Annotated in this window: 14 protein-coding genes; 5 read left to right on the top strand and 9 right to left on the bottom strand. The window is 54.9% G+C overall.

Translation table 11 applies throughout. The annotated features are described in order from the left end of the window. The first annotated feature begins 11 nt into the window (after positions 1–11). Entirely contained in the window at positions 12–506 is a 495-nt protein-coding gene (gene tadA, locus IEX86_RS01355; protein ID WP_188864272.1) for a tRNA adenosine(34) deaminase TadA, read from the top strand. Here the strand turns inward: tadA and IEX86_RS01350 are convergent. The 6 genes from IEX86_RS01350 to IEX86_RS01325 form a co-directional block, all read right to left on the bottom strand. Next, a complete protein-coding gene (locus tag IEX86_RS01350; protein WP_188864271.1) occupies positions 503–1,459 on the bottom strand; it encodes a DUF72 domain-containing protein in 957 nt (318 codons plus the stop codon). The genes tadA and IEX86_RS01350 overlap by 4 nt on opposite strands. A gap of 56 nt (positions 1,460–1,515) precedes the next feature. Beyond that, positions 1,516–1,920, bottom strand: coding sequence for a SufE family protein (locus tag IEX86_RS01345; RefSeq protein WP_188864270.1), 405 nt, complete (start codon positions 1,918–1,920; stop codon positions 1,516–1,518). Next, positions 1,917–3,122: an aminotransferase class V-fold PLP-dependent enzyme gene (locus IEX86_RS01340; protein ID WP_188864269.1), complete on the bottom strand. Its 1,206-nt coding sequence runs from the start codon at positions 3,120–3,122 to the stop codon at positions 1,917–1,919. The genes IEX86_RS01345 and IEX86_RS01340 overlap by 4 nt, the downstream gene beginning before the upstream one ends. A gap of 105 nt (positions 3,123–3,227) precedes the next feature. Then, positions 3,228–4,268 carry a 2,3,4,5-tetrahydropyridine-2,6-dicarboxylate N-succinyltransferase gene (dapD, locus tag IEX86_RS01335; RefSeq protein WP_188864268.1) on the bottom strand — a complete coding sequence of 347 codons (1,041 nt, stop codon included), beginning with the start codon at positions 4,266–4,268 and terminating at the stop codon, positions 3,228–3,230. A gap of 26 nt (positions 4,269–4,294) precedes the next feature. After that, positions 4,295–4,921 carry a LysE family translocator gene (locus IEX86_RS01330; RefSeq protein WP_188864267.1) on the bottom strand — a complete coding sequence of 209 codons (627 nt, stop codon included), beginning with the start codon at positions 4,919–4,921 and terminating at the stop codon, positions 4,295–4,297. Position 4,922: 1 nt separating this feature from the next. Beyond that, on the bottom strand, positions 4,923–5,288 hold the full coding sequence (locus tag IEX86_RS01325) for an ArsC family reductase (RefSeq protein ID WP_188864266.1): 366 nt from the start codon (positions 5,286–5,288) through the stop codon (positions 4,923–4,925). A 159-nt stretch (positions 5,289–5,447) separates the two neighbouring features. Between IEX86_RS01325 and IEX86_RS01320 the strand changes: the two genes are divergently transcribed. From IEX86_RS01320 to IEX86_RS01305, 4 genes are all read left to right on the top strand, one after another. Beyond that, a complete protein-coding gene (locus IEX86_RS01320; RefSeq protein ID WP_188864265.1) occupies positions 5,448–6,389 on the top strand; it encodes a DNA/RNA non-specific endonuclease in 942 nt (313 codons plus the stop codon). A gap of 146 nt (positions 6,390–6,535) precedes the next feature. Continuing rightward, the gene (locus tag IEX86_RS01315; protein ID WP_188864264.1) at positions 6,536–8,026 is read left to right on the top strand and encodes an iron-containing redox enzyme family protein; all 1,491 of its coding nucleotides are present in this window, start codon (positions 6,536–6,538) and stop codon (positions 8,024–8,026) included. A 70-nt stretch (positions 8,027–8,096) separates the two neighbouring features. Beyond that, positions 8,097–9,053: a methyltransferase gene (locus tag IEX86_RS01310; protein ID WP_188864758.1), complete on the top strand. Its 957-nt coding sequence runs from the start codon at positions 8,097–8,099 to the stop codon at positions 9,051–9,053. A gap of 208 nt (positions 9,054–9,261) precedes the next feature. Beyond that, positions 9,262–10,896, top strand: a complete 1,635-nt coding sequence (locus IEX86_RS01305) for a Na+/H+ antiporter (RefSeq protein ID WP_188864263.1) — start codon at positions 9,262–9,264, stop codon at positions 10,894–10,896. Between the two features lie 6 nt (positions 10,897–10,902). Here the strand turns inward: IEX86_RS01305 and dapC are convergent, their stop codons facing one another. The 3 genes from dapC to map are packed head-to-tail and all read right to left on the bottom strand — an operon-like array spanning position 10,903 to position 15,635. Next, complete coding sequence (gene dapC, locus IEX86_RS01300; protein WP_188864262.1) at positions 10,903–12,096, bottom strand: succinyldiaminopimelate transaminase; 1,194 nt, start codon at positions 12,094–12,096, stop codon at positions 10,903–10,905. 44 nt (positions 12,097–12,140) lie between these two features. Beyond that, positions 12,141–14,840: a [protein-PII] uridylyltransferase gene (locus IEX86_RS01295; protein WP_188864261.1), complete on the bottom strand. Its 2,700-nt coding sequence runs from the start codon at positions 14,838–14,840 to the stop codon at positions 12,141–12,143. A 12-nt stretch (positions 14,841–14,852) separates the two neighbouring features. Continuing rightward, complete coding sequence (map, locus tag IEX86_RS01290; RefSeq protein ID WP_188864260.1) at positions 14,853–15,635, bottom strand: type I methionyl aminopeptidase; 783 nt, start codon at positions 15,633–15,635, stop codon at positions 14,853–14,855. Positions 15,636–15,742 lie beyond the last annotated feature (107 nt).

The following is a 15,742-nucleotide window of genomic DNA, read 5'->3' as shown; positions in this document are numbered from 1 at the left end:
TTGAGCCTGTTATGAACCGTATACGCCGCTTTCCTCCCATTATCGATCGTAGCCAGGACGAGCTGTTCATGCGGGAGGCTCTGGCGTTGGCTGCCGAAGGGGCCTTGCTGGGCGAGGTCCCTGTTGGGGCGGTATTGGTTCATGAGGGCAGGGTCATTGGGCGAGGCTTCAATCAGCCCATTACAGGGCATGACCCTAGCGCTCATGCAGAGATGCAGGCCATTCGTGCCGCCGCCCTGGCACTGGGGAATTACCGCCTTCCGGAAACAACGCTCTATGTCACTCTGGAGCCATGCAGCATGTGCTCAGGGCTTCTGGTACATGCCCGTGTCCAGCGGCTGGTTTATGGTGCACGTGAGCCACGGGCGGGTGTAGTAGAAAGCCGAGGGCAGTTTTTCAAGCAGGAATTTCTGAACCATCGCGTTACGGTCGAGGGTGGTCTTCTGGCCGAAGAGTGTGGCGCTTTGTTGACTGAGTTCTTCAGGGCACGTCGGAGCAAATCCTAAGGCGCACTGGCCTTTTTCTTTCTGGCCGGCTTTGCTTCCTCGCCAATCAAGCTCAGATCCCACTTGCCCAGGCTTTCCTTCAAACCGAGTGCTACCGTAAGCCGGTCAGCATCGAATGGTGCATGAACATTGGCATCGTTATCGAAGTAGCAATACACATCTCTGGCTCCCTGCGGCGGTAACCTGTGTGCCTCATCGATCAGTTGTGCATCTTCCGGCTCCCGGCCCTGTGCCCATGCTTGAATGCGAGACGTCCAGTGGTGCAGGATTTCATCCGAGTAACGGCTGGAATAGAGCTGCTCGTGACCATGTAGCCGAATGTAGAGAAAGTCTGCCGTGACATCCTCACGGTACAACCACTTACCGGCCGTATCAGCAACCACCAGTGCTACGTTGTAGCGGCGGAGCAGCTCGATAAAGACGGGATCGATAAAACTTTCATGTCTGATCTCCACCGCATGGCGCAAAGGGCGATTAGCGTCGATGGTCAGGCTGCATCGTCCCTCCATACGCTCCTCGCACTGCAAGGCCTGTGCCTGTGCTGTTTGCGTATCTTGAGGTAGAAGCTTTAGAAACGCCTCGAAGGGCTCAGGCTCGAACTTCAAATTAGCTGGAAACTGCCAGAGGATCGGGCCCAGCTTTTCCTTGAGTTCAAAGATGCCAGAGGCCAGAAAGTTGGCCATTGCCTTCTCAATCCCCTTCAGCCGCAAGATATGGGTGATATAGCGCGGGCCTTTAACGCTGAAAAGAAAGTCTTCCCCAGTCTCGGCATACCAGTTGGCGTAACTCTGTGGACGCTGAAGCGAATAAAAAGAGCCGTTGATTTCGATCGTGGACAGGGCACGCGAGGCGAAGCGCAGCTCTTTATTTTGCGTCAGTCCCTGCGGGTAGAACACACCACGCCAAGGCACGTAGCGCCAGCCGGAAATACCGATACGGATTTGCGCAGCCATAGAGAACTCCTCAACTCATCTCTTCTTCGGACTACGCGTAGGGGGAAGGGGTTCGGCTAGGATTCGGCAAGTGCCCGCATGCGCTCGACTACGGCGCGTAGGCCGTTGCCGCGAGAGGCAGAGAGTTGTCGTTCCAGCCCTAGTTGGCCCAGCCAGTCATGAATATCCAGCACGGCCAATTCCTCTCGGGCCAGGCCATTGGCTCGGGCCAAGAGTACAGCCAGCAGGCCGCGTAGAATGCGAGAGTCGCTGCCCGCCCGAAAGAAATGCCGTTCTCCCTCCTGCTTGTGAGTTACCCAGACTTGGCTTTCACATCCATGAACTCGATCTTCGTCCCGGCGGGTTTCCACATCAGGCAAACGAGTTGCCCACTGTAATAAGAGACGTGAACGGGCTTCCCATCCATTGGCGGAAGAAAAGGCATCCAGCGCAGTCTGCGCCTCAGCCGTCAAAACGGTCATCGTAGTAACTCCAGCGCATTGTCCAGCGCCATGAAGAAGCGCTCCAGATCTGTCGAGTCACTATACAGACCAAGCGAAATACGCAGCGAGCCTGCCTCGCCCAAGCGCTTGAACAGCGGCATGGCGCAATGATTGCCCGCCCGCACGGCAATACCTTGCTCGCCTAGCATATGAGAAAGATCAGCTACGTGTATGCCATCAACTACTACGCTAGCCAACGCAATCTGAGGTTCACCCAGTACACGTACGCCATCACGCGCTGCAAGGCCCGCCTGTAGCTTCACGCAGAGTGCTTGCTCATGGCCAAAAATGGATGACTCGTCCTGCGCGCTCAACCAGTCCAAGGCAGCGCCTAAGCCAATGGCTGCACCGACAGGAGGGGTGCCTGCCTCAAAGCCCATTGGGGCGGCATGAAATTCAGCCTGCTGGTAGTCAGCATTACGTACCATCTCGCCACCAAACTGCCAGGGTGCAAGGGCTGCCAATGCATCGGCATGTCCCCAGAGTATGCCTATAGCCTCCGGCGCGTAGAGCTTATGACCGGAAAAGACATAGAAATCTGCACCTAGGTCCTTGGGGTTGTGACGGCCATGCACCACGCCTTGAGCACCATCCACCACAAACCAGGCGTCCTGATCGTGTGCAAGACGAGACAGTTCAGCCAGCGGCTGCCAGGTTCCCAATACGTTCGATAGCTGACTGATAGCAACCAGACGAGTACATGGGCCTATCAGTTCGCTGGCGCTGTTAAGGTCGACTTGGCCTGAAGGTGTGAGCGGTAATACAACCAGCTTCAAGTCTCGGCGCTTGGCCAGCTGCTGCCAGGGCAAGAGGTTGGCATGGTGCTCCAGCGCACTGATCGCAATCTCATCGCCCGGCTTGAAGTGATGTTCAAGCCCATAGGCCAGTAGGTTGAGCCCCTCTGTTGTGCCACGGGTAAAGACGATCTCTTTTGAGCTAGAGGCGCCCAGCCAGTGGCCGACTTTATCCCGGACCGCCTCGTATGCCTGGGTCGCTCGCTCACCAGGGCGGTGCTGGGCGCGATGAACGTTCGCGGCGCCGCGCGCATAGTACGCAGTGATTGCGTCCAGCACAGCCTTGGGCTTCTGGGCCGTGGCAGCGGTATCCAGATAAGTGATGCCGTCTTCATCGAAAGCTGAAAAGGCCGGAAAATCGGCGCGCCAGGGAGAGGGCAATGTCATGGCTTCGTCTATTGGGAGTAGATGAAAAAAAGCCGCCCGGCCGTAAGCCGGCGGACGGCCTCCTTACTGGTCTGGACCCGGTACAGAGGCACCGGGTTCCATAACTCAGTTATGCGCGTGCAGGGCTTCGTTCAGCTCGATCGCGCTCTTGTTGGTTTTGCATTCAACCGCTCCTGTCTGGGAGTTGCGGCGGAACAGCAGATCATTCTGGCCTGCCAGATCGCGTGCCTTGACCACTTTTACCTGCTGGTTCTGATCATCTAGCACAACAACTTTTGTGCCTGCGGTTACGTATAGGCCAGATTCCACCGTGCAGCGATCGCCCAGTGGAATACCGATGCCAGCATTCGCACCAAGCAGGCAACCTTCGCCAACACTGATCACAATGTTACCGCCGCCTGAAAGCGTGCCCATGGTGGAGCAGCCGCCGCCCAAGTCAGAGCCTTTGCCTACAAACACGCCTGCCGAGACGCGGCCTTCGATCATGTTCGGGCCCGCTGTGCCTGCATTGAAGTTTACAAAGCCTTCATGCATGACCGTCGTACCTTCACCAATATAAGCACCCAGACGAACACGGGCGGTATCGGCAATGCGCACGCCGCTTGGCACGACGTAATCAGTCATCTTCGGGAATTTATCGACGGAGAAGACTTCCAGCAGTTTGCCTCGCAGGCGGGCCTCCAGCTGCTCGGAGGGCAGCTCTGCCAAGTCGATGGCGCCTTGGTTAGTCCAGGCGACGTTTGGCAGCAGGGCAAAGATACCGCTCAGGTTGACCCCGTGCGGCTTGACCAGGCGATGCGACAACAGATGCAGCTTCAGGTACGCCTCGGGTGTTGAGGAAGGCGCAGCGTCTTCTGCCAGAACAGTGGCTACCAGAGGCTTGGCGCTTTCGGCCAAACGAGTCAGCAGTGCAATCTGAACCTGGGCGTTTTCTATGCCGCGCAGAGCATCGGCCAGTGAGCGTGCCTGGGAGGGCGTAAACGCAATGGCCTGGTTGCCGCCTGCGTAATTGAGAACCGGTGTGATGGCAGCGATCAGCTCCGCCGAGGGGTTCAGCAAGGGCTGTGCATAGAAGACTTCCAGCCAGGCGCCATCGCGGTTTTGCGTGCCGACGCCAAAGGCCAGGCTGAACACATTCTGAGACATGAATCTTTCCTTCTAAACAAATAAGGTCAGGCCGGACGCCGGCTGAGAAGCAATCCCACGCCGGCAGTGCCCAAGAGGGCGGCACAACCACGGTTGAACAGACGCTTGGCGCGCTCACCAGCCAATAGACGGCCGAGACGCACGCCGGCGAAGGCATAAATCGCAATGGCAAAGCATTCCATGATCAGAAACGCTGCGCCAAGTTGAGTAAATTGTGGCCCAAGCGGCTCACCCGGGGCTACAAACTGAGGAAGAAATGCTGTGAATAACAAAATAGCCTTGGGGTTGCCTGCGGCTACCAGAAACTCCTGGCGCATCAGCTTCCAGAGGCTGGTCTTGGTGACCTCGCCTGCGGGTAGATTCTCTGCTATGGGGGTGGCCGTCCATAGGCGAATGGCAATCCATATCAAGTAGGCCGCGCCCATAAGCTTGATCGCGGTAAACAGCCAGACCGAGGTCAATAGCACGAGTGCCAAGCCTGAACCCGCCAATGCAATCATTACGGCAAAGGCAACAAGGCGTCCCACTGTGCCCAGGCAGGCGGCTGTGAAGCCGAAGCGGACAGCATTATTGACGGACAGCAGATTATTCGGCCCAGGCGCCATATTCAGTGCAAAACAGGAAGGTATGAATAATGCCCAGGCAATCGACATGTCAGCGCTCCAGCTCAGCCGAGTACAGTTCCGGCTTGAAGCCTAGTACGCGATGCTTGCCCAGGTCCAGTACAGGACGCTTGATCATGGAGGGCTGCGCCAGCATAAGTTCAATAGCACGTGCTTCATCGAGGTCTGTCTTTTGCTCGTCAGACAGTTTCCTGAATGTGGTGCCCGCGCGGTTAAGCACCTTTTCCCAGCCAAGTTCCTGACACCAGGCAGTAAGGGTGTCCCGGTCAATGCCACTGACTTTGTAATCGTGAAAGTGATAAGCCACGCCATGGTCGTCTAGCCATGTGCGTGCTTTTTTCATGGTGTCGCAGGCCTTTATGCCATACAGACTTAACGCGCCGTTCGTGTCGGGCATTCTTGGCCTCCCAACCCTGTAAAGTAATCGCCAAATAGGAATGTCAGAGTATGCCATGTAGAGGTGGACTGTGCGCTTTATCGAGGCTATCGATGCCTCAGAACGCCAAGGTATTGCCTAAGCTCTATATCGCACTCTATACGACAGGAATATGAAGAAATGGCGATCGACCTGAACCACAGACCAAGACTGAGTGATATGCGCCGACTCGCTCCTCAGGAGGCAGCGCCTGCCCTAGATTTCGAAGCCCGCCAGCAGGGTCCCCGTATCACGGATGCCGAGTCTCTGGCTGGACGGCCAGGGTATGCTGCTGATTTTCTCGGGGAACTCAACGTCCCCTGGCCTACGTTGATCGGTGAGCGCGCAAAAGATGTCTTGCCTGTTTCAGGCTCCGCTGAAAACCGACTCGATTACATGCATTTCTCCATCACCATGTCCGTCTCGCGTCGCCTTGCGCTTTGCGTAGGTGTAAATATCGATGGCGCCAGATCCGTTTCGGTCGAGCGGGGCAAGGATCGCTGGTCCTACGATGGACGCATCCCGCTAGAGGCTCAGATTGGCGAGGACTTGTATGCCGATAATCCGCTCGACCGTGGACATCTGGTCCGCCGCGAGGATCCAAACTGGGGCGACGAGGCCGAAATAGCCAACCGTGATACGTTCCACTTCACCAATTGCTCGCCACAGATGGCAGGCTTCAATCAGAAAAACTGGCTGGACTTGGAAAACTATCTCTTGGACAACACACGTCGTTGGAAGGAGCGGGCTACGGTATTTACCGGACCAGTCTTCCGGGACGATGATCGTCTCTATCGAGGTGTGCTGATTCCGTCGGCCTTTTGGAAAGTGGTTGCGTTTCTGTCTGATGACGGTAAGCCCTCTGCGACGGCTTACATGATTGACCAGTCTAGCGAGCTAGGCCGACTGGAAGCTGCCTTCGGACGCTTCCGTACCTATCAGCGCAGTGTTCGGCGTATTGAGGAGCTAACAGGTATCCGCTTTGGTGATCTGTCCCACTACGACGGCTTTTCCAATGAGGAGGCATTGACGGGTACACGGATCGAGGCCGAGCTTCATACGCTAGCCGACATACGGATTTGATGGCACAGGGCCTTGCTGGACAAGGCCTTTACCCTGTGAAGCATGATTGTTTTCGGGCAAGCGGACACAAGGTAAGGAACTCACCCGCCATGCAGGGGCCAAATTGTACAACCTGTACAACTATTAACTGCCAGATGTGCTGACGTATGCAGACAACTACACGAGCCACGACGAGCCGACAGGCTGTGTTAACGCCGTACGCCCTTGAGCCATCCCGTCACCTTTATTTCTCCCTGCTTGAACAAAAGCCTACTGCAGAAGCGCTCGAAAAGGCGCGGCAATACCTTGATGAGCAGCTAAGCGCTACTGCACACATGCAATCCGACCTGCCGGAGGATCCGCAGGAGCTGGAGCGCTGGGTACTACACAGTACGGAGCGGGTAGGACAGGAGTACCGTGCGTATCTCAAGGCACGCAAGGCCGGCGCCCCTCGTCGCTATTTCACAAGCAAGTCCCATGCGTTGTACTTTCTCAGGGGCGTTGCTCCAACCAAACTGGTAGATGGTGCCTGGCTGTATGGCATTCTGCAGCGTTGGAATGACGCCCGTTTCACTGCGCCTATTCAGATCTATCTGGAAGAGTTGGGCGAGGGACTGCCGGATAAGAACCATGTGGTTCTGTACAAAAAACTCTTGGCCAGCAATGGGTGTGAGGACTGGGATCGCTTAAGCGACGATCATTATGTACAGGGTGCAATCCAGCTGGCGCTGGCCTATGAGGCCGAACATTTCCTGCCAGAGATTATTGGATTCAACCTGGGTTATGAGCAGCTTCCTCTCCATTTGCTCATTACCTCTTATGAGCTGAATGAACTCGGAATTGATCCCTACTATTTTACATTGCACGTCACGGTCGATAACGCCGGCACGGGCCATGCCAAAAAAGCGTTGCAGGCGGTTCATGACGCCATGCCAGTAGAAGACCGCGAGACGTTTTACCGACGCGTTATTCAAGGTTATTTGCTCAATAACCTGGGTGCAGGGACAACATCGGTGATTGGCTCGTTCGACCTTGAGCAGGAAGTCATCTCACTGTTGGCTGAAAAAAGCACCGTCGGCAAGTACGTGCATTCCGATTATTGCCGGATTGGTGGTCGTAATGTCAGTGAGTGGCTGGCAGATCCCGAGCAGATACCTGCTTTTCTCGAAGCCATGGAGGCCCAGGGTTGGATCAGGCGCCATGAGGATCCGCAAAACAGCCGTTTCTGGAAGCTTATACAAGGTGAGCGCGCTGAAATGTTCGGCGTATTTACAGCCTATGAACAACAGCTCATCCACGATTGGATTGCAGGCGACCTAGTGCATACCGGCGCCAAGGTTGCGGCTACTAAGGATCAAGCAGGGCAGGATCGTGTGGCTATTCTGCCCAAGCGTGAACTGAGCTTTCGGGCCAAGCAGCGTCAACAGGAGGCCCTGTGCCAGGGTCCGGCTGATGATCCTCAGGCCGTTGCATTAAATGCTTCGACTGCAGAGGTAAGCGACTTTGACAGCGAAACCGCTGCACTTGAACAGCGGCTGGCTTGTCAGCCTACACGTGAGGCAGGCATGGCGCTTCTTATCGAGATGATGTCACCCGCCAATCACCACACGGCCTCTGGCCTATTGGCTACCCGACTCTTCAACAAGCTTTTCAATTGACCATACAAGGACAGGGCCCTATGGGCCCTGTCCTGTTTCTAAAGGATCAAATTGCGTGACGGATACACAGATGCACGAACAGCCTGCAACGTCCAAACACTCCATGGAACCCTTCCGCCTGTTGATCGAAGCGCTACGCAATGCGGATTACCACTTTATTACGGTAACGCCAGCCTCACATGCCCGTGTTAATAGCCGGCCAGGCAACGAGTGGGCTCAGGATCTGCAAGGCATTTTTGGCTGGAGTCGGCCCTTCAAAAGGAATGTCATCTCATCCGAGCTTTTTGAAGCCATGCAGGCAGCTGATATTTTAGAGTCCTATCAAGACGGCTGGCGTAGTCGGATTCGTGTATCAACATTGGGCGACCAGTTGTTCATTCACTCCGCTTATCCTACGGACGAGGCGGATGCTGTTTTCTTTGGTCCAGACACTTACCGCTACGCCAACGCTATCGAAGCTCAGTTGCGTTTCGAGACCGGGCAACTCCGCCGGGCTGTCGACATCGGCAGTGGCGCAGGCCCTGGGGCGATACTTGTGGCACTGGCAAGACCGGATGCTGAGGTCTTGGCTGTTGATATCAATAATCGTGCGCTTCGCTTTACCCAGATTAATGCAGAAATGGCCGAGGCGACCAATGTAGTCACTCAGCACAGCAACCTGTTGAACGAGGTTGAAGGGGAGTTCGATCTCATTGTTTCCAACCCACCCTATCTCGTAGACCCTACAGAGCGTGCTTATCGCCACGGTGGTGGGCCGCTCGGGGCTGGACTCTCCTTATCCATCCTGGATGCTGCGCTAGAACGGCTGGCGCCTGCAGGTACCTTGCTGCTGTATACCGGAGTAGCCATGGTGGATAGCAGGGACCCATTTCTAGAGGCTGTCCAGGCCCGGTTAGCTGGGACTGATATGATCTGGCGTTACCGCGAAATGGATCCGGATGTCTTTGGTGAAGAGCTTGAGTCTGGTGTTTACGCCCAGACCGACCGAATCGCTGCCGTGACGCTTACGGTTACACGGCCTGCTTGAGAATGGCTTTCAGCGTGACGCCTTACCTGTTAAAGGCGTCCAGTTGGCGCTAGTACGACGTACTCGCAAGTCTTGGATGAGGATACAGTGATACCTCATGCTTACCGTCTGGATGCGGCTTAGCCGAACGCGTCTTTATGGGGCTTGTCGATAAGGGTCGTATGGTTCAGGCCGGGTGGACCGGCTCGATAGCCAGCGGAGAAAAGCGTTGACACTCGTTTATACCATTCTGATCATGCTGCTTGTAGTAGGCGCGACACGTCTCACTGCGCAGTTTCTTCCTGTGCCGCTTCCGTTGATACAGGTATTTGTTGGCGCGCTACTGGCTCTACCATCCCTGGGTTTGCATGTCGCGCTCGACCCTGAGCTGTTTATGCTGTTGTTTATTCCGCCGCTTTTATTCTCTGATGGCTGGCGGATGCCGAAGCGTGAACTCTGGCGGCTTCGGGCGCCTATTCTGACACTGGCCTTTGGTCTGGTATTTATTACTGTCCTTGCCGCTGGCGCCTTTATCCACTGGTTAGTGCCCGGTCTTTCCTGGCCAGTAGCCTTTGCCCTGGCGGCTGTACTGTCGCCAACCGATGCCGTTGCAGTGTCTGGAATTGCACGTGGCAAGTTGCCCAAGCGGCTGATGCATATCCTTCAGGGCGAGGCGCTTTTCAATGACGCGTCAGGCCTTGTCACCTTCCGTTTTGCTGTAGCCGCCGCCATGACAGGTGTGTTCTCTCTGGCAGATGCGAGCCTGACTTTTCTTATGGTCGCCATTGGTGGCCTTTTTACAGGCGCCGCTCTGAGTTGGCTGACAGGGCAAGCCCGTAACTGGCTGGTCGAGCACGGCTGGACGGACCCGGCGCCCTATGTCGTTTTCCTGCTTTTGCTCCCGTTTGCCGCTTACGTCATCGCTGAGCACTTGGGGTTTTCCGGTATCCTCTCCGCGGTCGCAGCCGGGCTTGTGCAAAGCCGTATCGACATGCTGCCTCGCCAGTCTCGCACCCGCTTGCTCAACCATAGTATCTGGTCAATGTTGGAGTTTACCTTCAATGGACTGGTCTTCCTGCTTCTAGGGCTACAACTGCCTGACATCATCGCTGCGGTGCTCAAACCGTCTGAACATGTTTATAAAACGCTAGGCTGGTTGATGGGGGAGGTGACCCTGATCTTCCTCGTGCTGATTGTGCTGCGCTATCTGGTTATGAATCTGTATTGGCGTATCTCGCGGCACCATGAGGCTATGCCTGGCAATGACTTTCAGCGTACAGCGATTATCGCGTCGATTGCGGGGGTGCGTGGCGCTGTGACATTGGCTGGTGTGTTGTCGCTTCCTATCGTTCTAGCCAATGGACAGCCCTTTCCTCAGAGGGACGTACTAATTTTCATTGCGGCGGGCGTTATCTTGCTTTCCCTGCTGGCCGCCAGCATAGGATTACCGCTTTTATTGCGTGGCCTAAGCGTAGGGACCAACGAGGCAGCAGACCGCGAGCGTAGGGAGATCCGACGTAATACTGCTGAAGCAGCCCTTCGAGCCCTGGAGACCGAGAGCATCGACGATGAAGACCCCCTGCGGGCTGGATTAAAGGCAGAAATCAAGACGCAACTCATGGCCGAGTTTCGCGAGCAGCTGGATATCTATCAGGACACGGAAGAGGTTCAGGCGCGTGCTCGAACCAGTCTTTTCATCGAAACACAGTTGAGGCTACTGGCTATTCGAGCCCAGCGTCGTGAGCTCTATCGTATGCGGTTATCAGGTGTGATCGATGATGAGATCGTCGCCGAAGTCCTGAGCGACTTGGACTTCAGCGAGGCGACATTGATGCGCAGTATTCCTGCGTCAACAACAGGATAAAAGCCGTTAACGGGTGCAGAATGCTCGAATACGCTCAGCTGCTTCAATGCACTTGTCCAGAGGGGCTACCAGTGCCATACGAACTCGATTGGCGCCAGGGTTAGCGCCGTCTACCGTACGGGAGAGGTAGGAGCCAGGCACAACGGTAACGTGTTCATTCGCATATAGTTCACGGGCAAAGGCCTGGTCATCTATGGGTGTTTTGGCCCATAGGTAAAAGCCACCATCTGGGCGCTCAACATCCAGCACGCCTTTCAATATCTCTAATACGGCATCAAATTTTTCCCGGTAAAGCACCCGGTTTTCACGTACGTGTGCTTCATCGCTCCAGGCTGCAATGCTGGCGCGCTGCACATGGATCGGCATGGCGCAGCCATGGTAAGTGCGATATAGCAGGAAGCGTTTGAGTATCTCGGCATCGCCTGCAACGAACCCTGAGCGTAGGCCCGGCAGATTCGAACGCTTGGACAGGCTATGGAACACTACACAACGGCTGAAATCACGGCGGCCTAATTCGGCACAGGCAGTCAAAAGTCCGGCCGGTGGATTTTCTTCATCAAAATACAGTTCGCTGTAGCATTCATCCGCTGCAATCACAAAATCATGGCGGTCGGCCAGCTCAATCAGGCGCTTCAGTGTCTCGATCGGCAGTAATGCCCCGGTTGGATTGCCGGGAGAGCACAGAAACAATAGCTGGCAGCGATCCCATATCTCAGCCGGAACGGCGTCAAAGTCAGGGTTGAAGCCTTTTTCCGGCAGGCAGGGTAGGTAATGAGGCTCTGCGCCAGCTAGCAGTGTTGCGCCTTCATAAATCTGATAAAAAGGATTTGGACTGACTACCAGCGCGCCTTCCTGACGGTTCACTACCGTCTGCGTAAAAGAGAAAAGCGCCTCGCGAGTGCCTGTGACCGGTAATGCATGGTGGGCAGCGTCCATCCAGCCTGACGGTACCCGAAAACGCTGCTCGCACCACGTCACAATCGCTTCGCGCAAGGCTGGCAGTCCGGCTGTCGTTGGGTAAACGGCCAATTGATCCAAATGCTCGGTTAGCACTTTTGCAACGAATGCTGGCGATGGATGCTTGGGCTCACCAATAGATAGCGCGATGGCTTTCTTGTCCGGGGGTGTCTGGACGCCTGCCAGCAGCGCGCGCAGTTTTTCGAAAGGGTAGGGCTGGAGCAGGTTCAAGGCATCATTCATATCAGGTCTCGCGAGTACAGCCTGGCCTTAGGCTGGGTTGTCCATTAGATGCTGATGCGTAGCAACGGCGTTTCGGAGCCATTGGCCTCGCTTAGGTTTTTAATCAGCGCTTGTTGAAGTTGCTCGCACAGCTTCGGATCCGACAAGGGCTGCCCGTACGCATCCGTAACATAGAATACGTCTTCGACACGCTCGCCCAATGTGGCAATTTTGGCATTCTGAACCGACAGGTCGAAGTCCAGGAATATGCCTCCCACGCGTGCCAGTAAGCCCGGGCGGTCAGGCGCAGTTAACTCAATCAGGCTCACAGCCCGCTGAGCATCTGTATAGATATTCACCTGAGGGGCGAAGGCAAAGTGCTTGAGCTGACGCGGTACACGTCGGTTGATGATGTTTGGATATTCCTCCGGCGTTTTCAGTGCCTGGATCAAGTCACTACGGATCTGCTGAATACGGGCTGGATTGTTGCCAATAGAACCGCCATCAGCATCAAGCACAACATAAGTATCCAGGGTGAACTGGCTGGTAGATGTAATAATGCGTGCATCCTGAATGCTCAGGTTAAGCTGGTCCATGGCGGCTACGGTCACCGCAAAGAAGTCGTGCTGGTCTTGCGCATAAATAAAGATCTGGGTTCCACCCTCGAATTCACGTTGGGTGGTCTCCTTGATCAAGATCAGCGGATTACCGTTATTGGGATGGCTTAGAATAGCTTCAGTATGCCAAGCCACATCACTAGCGGTATGGCGCAGGAAATAATCATCGCCCAGTTGCCCCCACAAGTGCTCAGCATCATCTTGGTCGATACCGTTACGCACCAGGATATCAATAGCTGAACTCTGGGTCTGACGAATTTGCTCTTCGCGCTCTACCGGGTTTTCAAGGCCTCGGCGCAAGGCACGCTTGGTTTCTGTATAGAGCTGGCGCAAAAGGCTGGCTCGCCACGAATTCCAGAGGTTGGGATTGGTTGCGTTGATATCTGCAACGGTCAGTGCATAGAGATAATCCAGATGAACCTGATCGCCTACGGTCTGGGCGAAGTCATGAATTACCAGTGGGTCGGATAAGTCCTTGCGCTGCGCCGTGGTTGACATGGCCAAGTGATTGCGCACTAGCCAGCAGATCAGGTTGCTGTCCCATTCAGGCAATTGGTGGCGACGGCAGAACGCTTCAGCGTCCACAGCGCCCAGTTCCGAATGATCACCGCCACGACCTTTGCCGATGTCATGGTATAGACCGGCAAGATAAATCAGCTCAGGCTTGGGCAGCTTGTTCATGACCCGGGTGGCTAGAGGGTATTTCTCTGTCATCTCGGGCCGGTTCAGCTTGCGCAAATGCTTAATCAGGTTGAGCGTATGTGCATCGACCGTATAGATGTGGAATAGGTCGTGCTGCATCTGGCCAATGATTTGTCCGAACTCCGGCAAGTACAGGCCAAGAATGCCATAACGGTTCATGCGACGAAGGTTGCGATGAATGCCTTCGCGGCCTTTGAACAGCTCGATAAACAAGCTTGTGTTGCGGATATCATGGCGGAATTCGTCGTTGATCAAATGGCGATGATCGCGAAGTAACCGAATTGTGCCAGCGCAAACCCCTTTAATCTCGGGGTGCTGTGCCATCAGCACAAAGATTTCCAGCAGCGCAAACGGGGTGCGCTTAAATACTTCCGGATGGCTAACCTCGATATAACCGTCCCGTAGCTGAAAGCGGCTATTGAGCGGCTGAGTAGGTTCGCTTTCATCGTCTCGCAGGATCGCCTCTTCAAAATGCTGCATGACCACATCATTAAGCTGGGCAATATCCATCACAACGCGGTAGTACTTCTGCATAAAGCGCTCAACCGCCAACTTCGCATCACTATCTTCATACCCCAGGAGGCCAGCGATACGGCGCTGATGGTCAAACAAGAGGCGGTCCTCAGGTCTGCCTGCCAGCATATGCAGAGCGTAGCGCACCTTCCATAGGAACTCCTGACTGGAGGCCAGCAGCGAGCATTCGCTTTCGGTCAGAAAGCCCTGGCCAACCAGTGCGTGTAAATTCAGCGTCCCGAAATGTCGACGTGCGACCCACAGCAAGGCTTGTATGTCGCGCAAGCCGCCCGGTGAGCCTTTTACGTTGGGCTCAAGGTTGTATTCTGTATCGTTATATTTGGCATGCCGTGCTTTCTGTTCGTCCCGCTTTGCCAGGAAGAAATCCCGGCTGGGCCACATCCGTTTGGGGCTGGTTACATCGAGCATTCTCAGGCGAAGGCCTTCAGGGCCTGCAACCGTACGGCACTCCATCAGGTTAGTAATAACGGTCAGGTCTGCTCTGGCTTCATCTGCACACTCCTGAACCGAGCGCACGCTTTGGCCTACGGCAAGACCAATATCCCAAAGCAGTGTCAAAAAGCCCTCAATGGATTCTCGGTGCGCTTCCTGATCTTCCGAGCCCAATAGAATGAGCAGATCAATGTCTGATTGAGGATGCAGCTCGCCGCGGCCATAACCACCCACGGCGAGTAAGGCAATTTCTGCATTGCCCCAGTTCAATCGTTGCCAGGCTTCACACAATATCTGGTCAACAAACCAGGCTCGATCCTCGACCAGGCGCCGCGTACTGCGTCCGGCTGAAAATCGCTCGTCCAATACCTCATTTGCCTTGCGGATCGCCTTTTTAAATGCAGCGATTGGGCTGGTCTTTAACGCGAGTTCAGCCTGGAACTGTCCACGGTCGAACAGTTCGGGATCTACCTGGGGCATGCCCGTATTACCTCATGCGGGGGTGCGGGGAATGGTTTCGTCTTTACGCAGCGTCAGAATTTCATACCCATCAGCAGTAACCAGTACAGTGTGTTCCCACTGAGCAGAAAGCTTGCGGTCCTTGGTAATGGCCGTCCAGCCGTCGCCAAGTACCTTTGTTTCGGGGCGACCCTGATTGATCATCGGCTCAATGGTGAAAATCATGCCTTCCTTGATCTCAAGGCCTGTTCCGGCGCGACCGTAGTGAACAACCTGTGGTTCTTCATGGAAGCCCTTGCCGATGCCATGTCCGCAGAAGTCACGAACTACGGAAAAACCTTGTTTTTCAGCATACTTTTGAATGATTTCCCCAATATCGCCCAAGTGAGCGCCAGGGCGAACAACAGAAATACCTTTATACAGGCATTCCTGCGTTACCTCGCAAAGCCTCTTTGCCCATTCGGCCACTTCACCCACGCAGTACATCTTGCTGGTGTCGCCATGGTAGCCATCCTTGATGATCGTGATATCCACATTAAGGATGTCACCTTTTTTTAACGGTTTGTCGTTAGGTATGCCGTGGCAGACGACATGATTGATCGAGGTGCAAATGGACTTGGGGTAACCCTTGTAGTTGAGCGGAGCTGGAATGGCCTGTTGCACATTAACAATATAATCGTGGCAGAGCTGATTTAGCTCTTCTGTCGTAATACCCGGCTTGACATGCTCATCCAGCATTTCAAGTACGTCCGCCGCCAGTTGGCCGGCAATACGCATTTTTTCGATGTCTTCGGCAGTCTTGATGATAACGGTCATTAGAATCTCTAGCGCTGCGCAGGCAGCATGTATATGGACTAAAGTAAAAGGGTTGGACGGGATTCTAACAAACCTGTTCTTCGCTACCATCCTCACTGCAGTAGTCT

The organism is Pseudomonas asuensis (assembly GCF_014646755.1).
Classification (GTDB): Bacteria; Pseudomonadota; Gammaproteobacteria; order Pseudomonadales; family Pseudomonadaceae; genus Chryseomonas; species Chryseomonas asuensis.
Note: the sequence above shows the minus strand (reverse complement) of the source record. Positions and strands in the feature narration are given on the sequence as shown.

What these genes read in the sequence shown, in the direction of transcription:
- dapD (WP_188864268.1), bottom strand. Translation starts at nt 4,268, where the DNA reads ATGTCTCAGAATGTGTTCAGCCTGGCCTTTGGCGTCGGCACGCAAAAC.
- IEX86_RS01320 (WP_188864265.1), top strand. Translation starts at nt 5,448, where the DNA reads ATGGCGATCGACCTGAACCACAGACCAAGACTGAGTGATATGCGCCGA.
- IEX86_RS01350 (WP_188864271.1), bottom strand. Translation starts at nt 1,459, where the DNA reads ATGGCTGCGCAAATCCGTATCGGTATTTCCGGCTGGCGCTACGTGCCT.
- map (WP_188864260.1), bottom strand. Translation starts at nt 15,635, where the DNA reads ATGACCGTTATCATCAAGACTGCCGAAGACATCGAAAAAATGCGTATT.
- dapC (WP_188864262.1), bottom strand. Translation starts at nt 12,096, where the DNA reads ATGAATGATGCCTTGAACCTGCTCCAGCCCTACCCTTTCGAAAAACTG.
- IEX86_RS01345 (WP_188864270.1), bottom strand. Translation starts at nt 1,920, where the DNA reads ATGACCGTTTTGACGGCTGAGGCGCAGACTGCGCTGGATGCCTTTTCT.
- IEX86_RS01315 (WP_188864264.1), top strand. Translation starts at nt 6,536, where the DNA reads ATGCAGACAACTACACGAGCCACGACGAGCCGACAGGCTGTGTTAACG.
- IEX86_RS01310 (WP_188864758.1), top strand. Translation starts at nt 8,097, where the DNA reads ATGCACGAACAGCCTGCAACGTCCAAACACTCCATGGAACCCTTCCGC.
- IEX86_RS01340 (WP_188864269.1), bottom strand. Translation starts at nt 3,122, where the DNA reads ATGACATTGCCCTCTCCCTGGCGCGCCGATTTTCCGGCCTTTTCAGCT.
- IEX86_RS01325 (WP_188864266.1), bottom strand. Translation starts at nt 5,288, where the DNA reads ATGCCCGACACGAACGGCGCGTTAAGTCTGTATGGCATAAAGGCCTGC.
- tadA (WP_188864272.1), top strand. Translation starts at nt 12, where the DNA reads ATGAACCGTATACGCCGCTTTCCTCCCATTATCGATCGTAGCCAGGAC.
- IEX86_RS01295 (WP_188864261.1), bottom strand. Translation starts at nt 14,840, where the DNA reads ATGCCCCAGGTAGATCCCGAACTGTTCGACCGTGGACAGTTCCAGGCT.
- IEX86_RS01330 (WP_188864267.1), bottom strand. Translation starts at nt 4,921, where the DNA reads ATGTCGATTGCCTGGGCATTATTCATACCTTCCTGTTTTGCACTGAAT.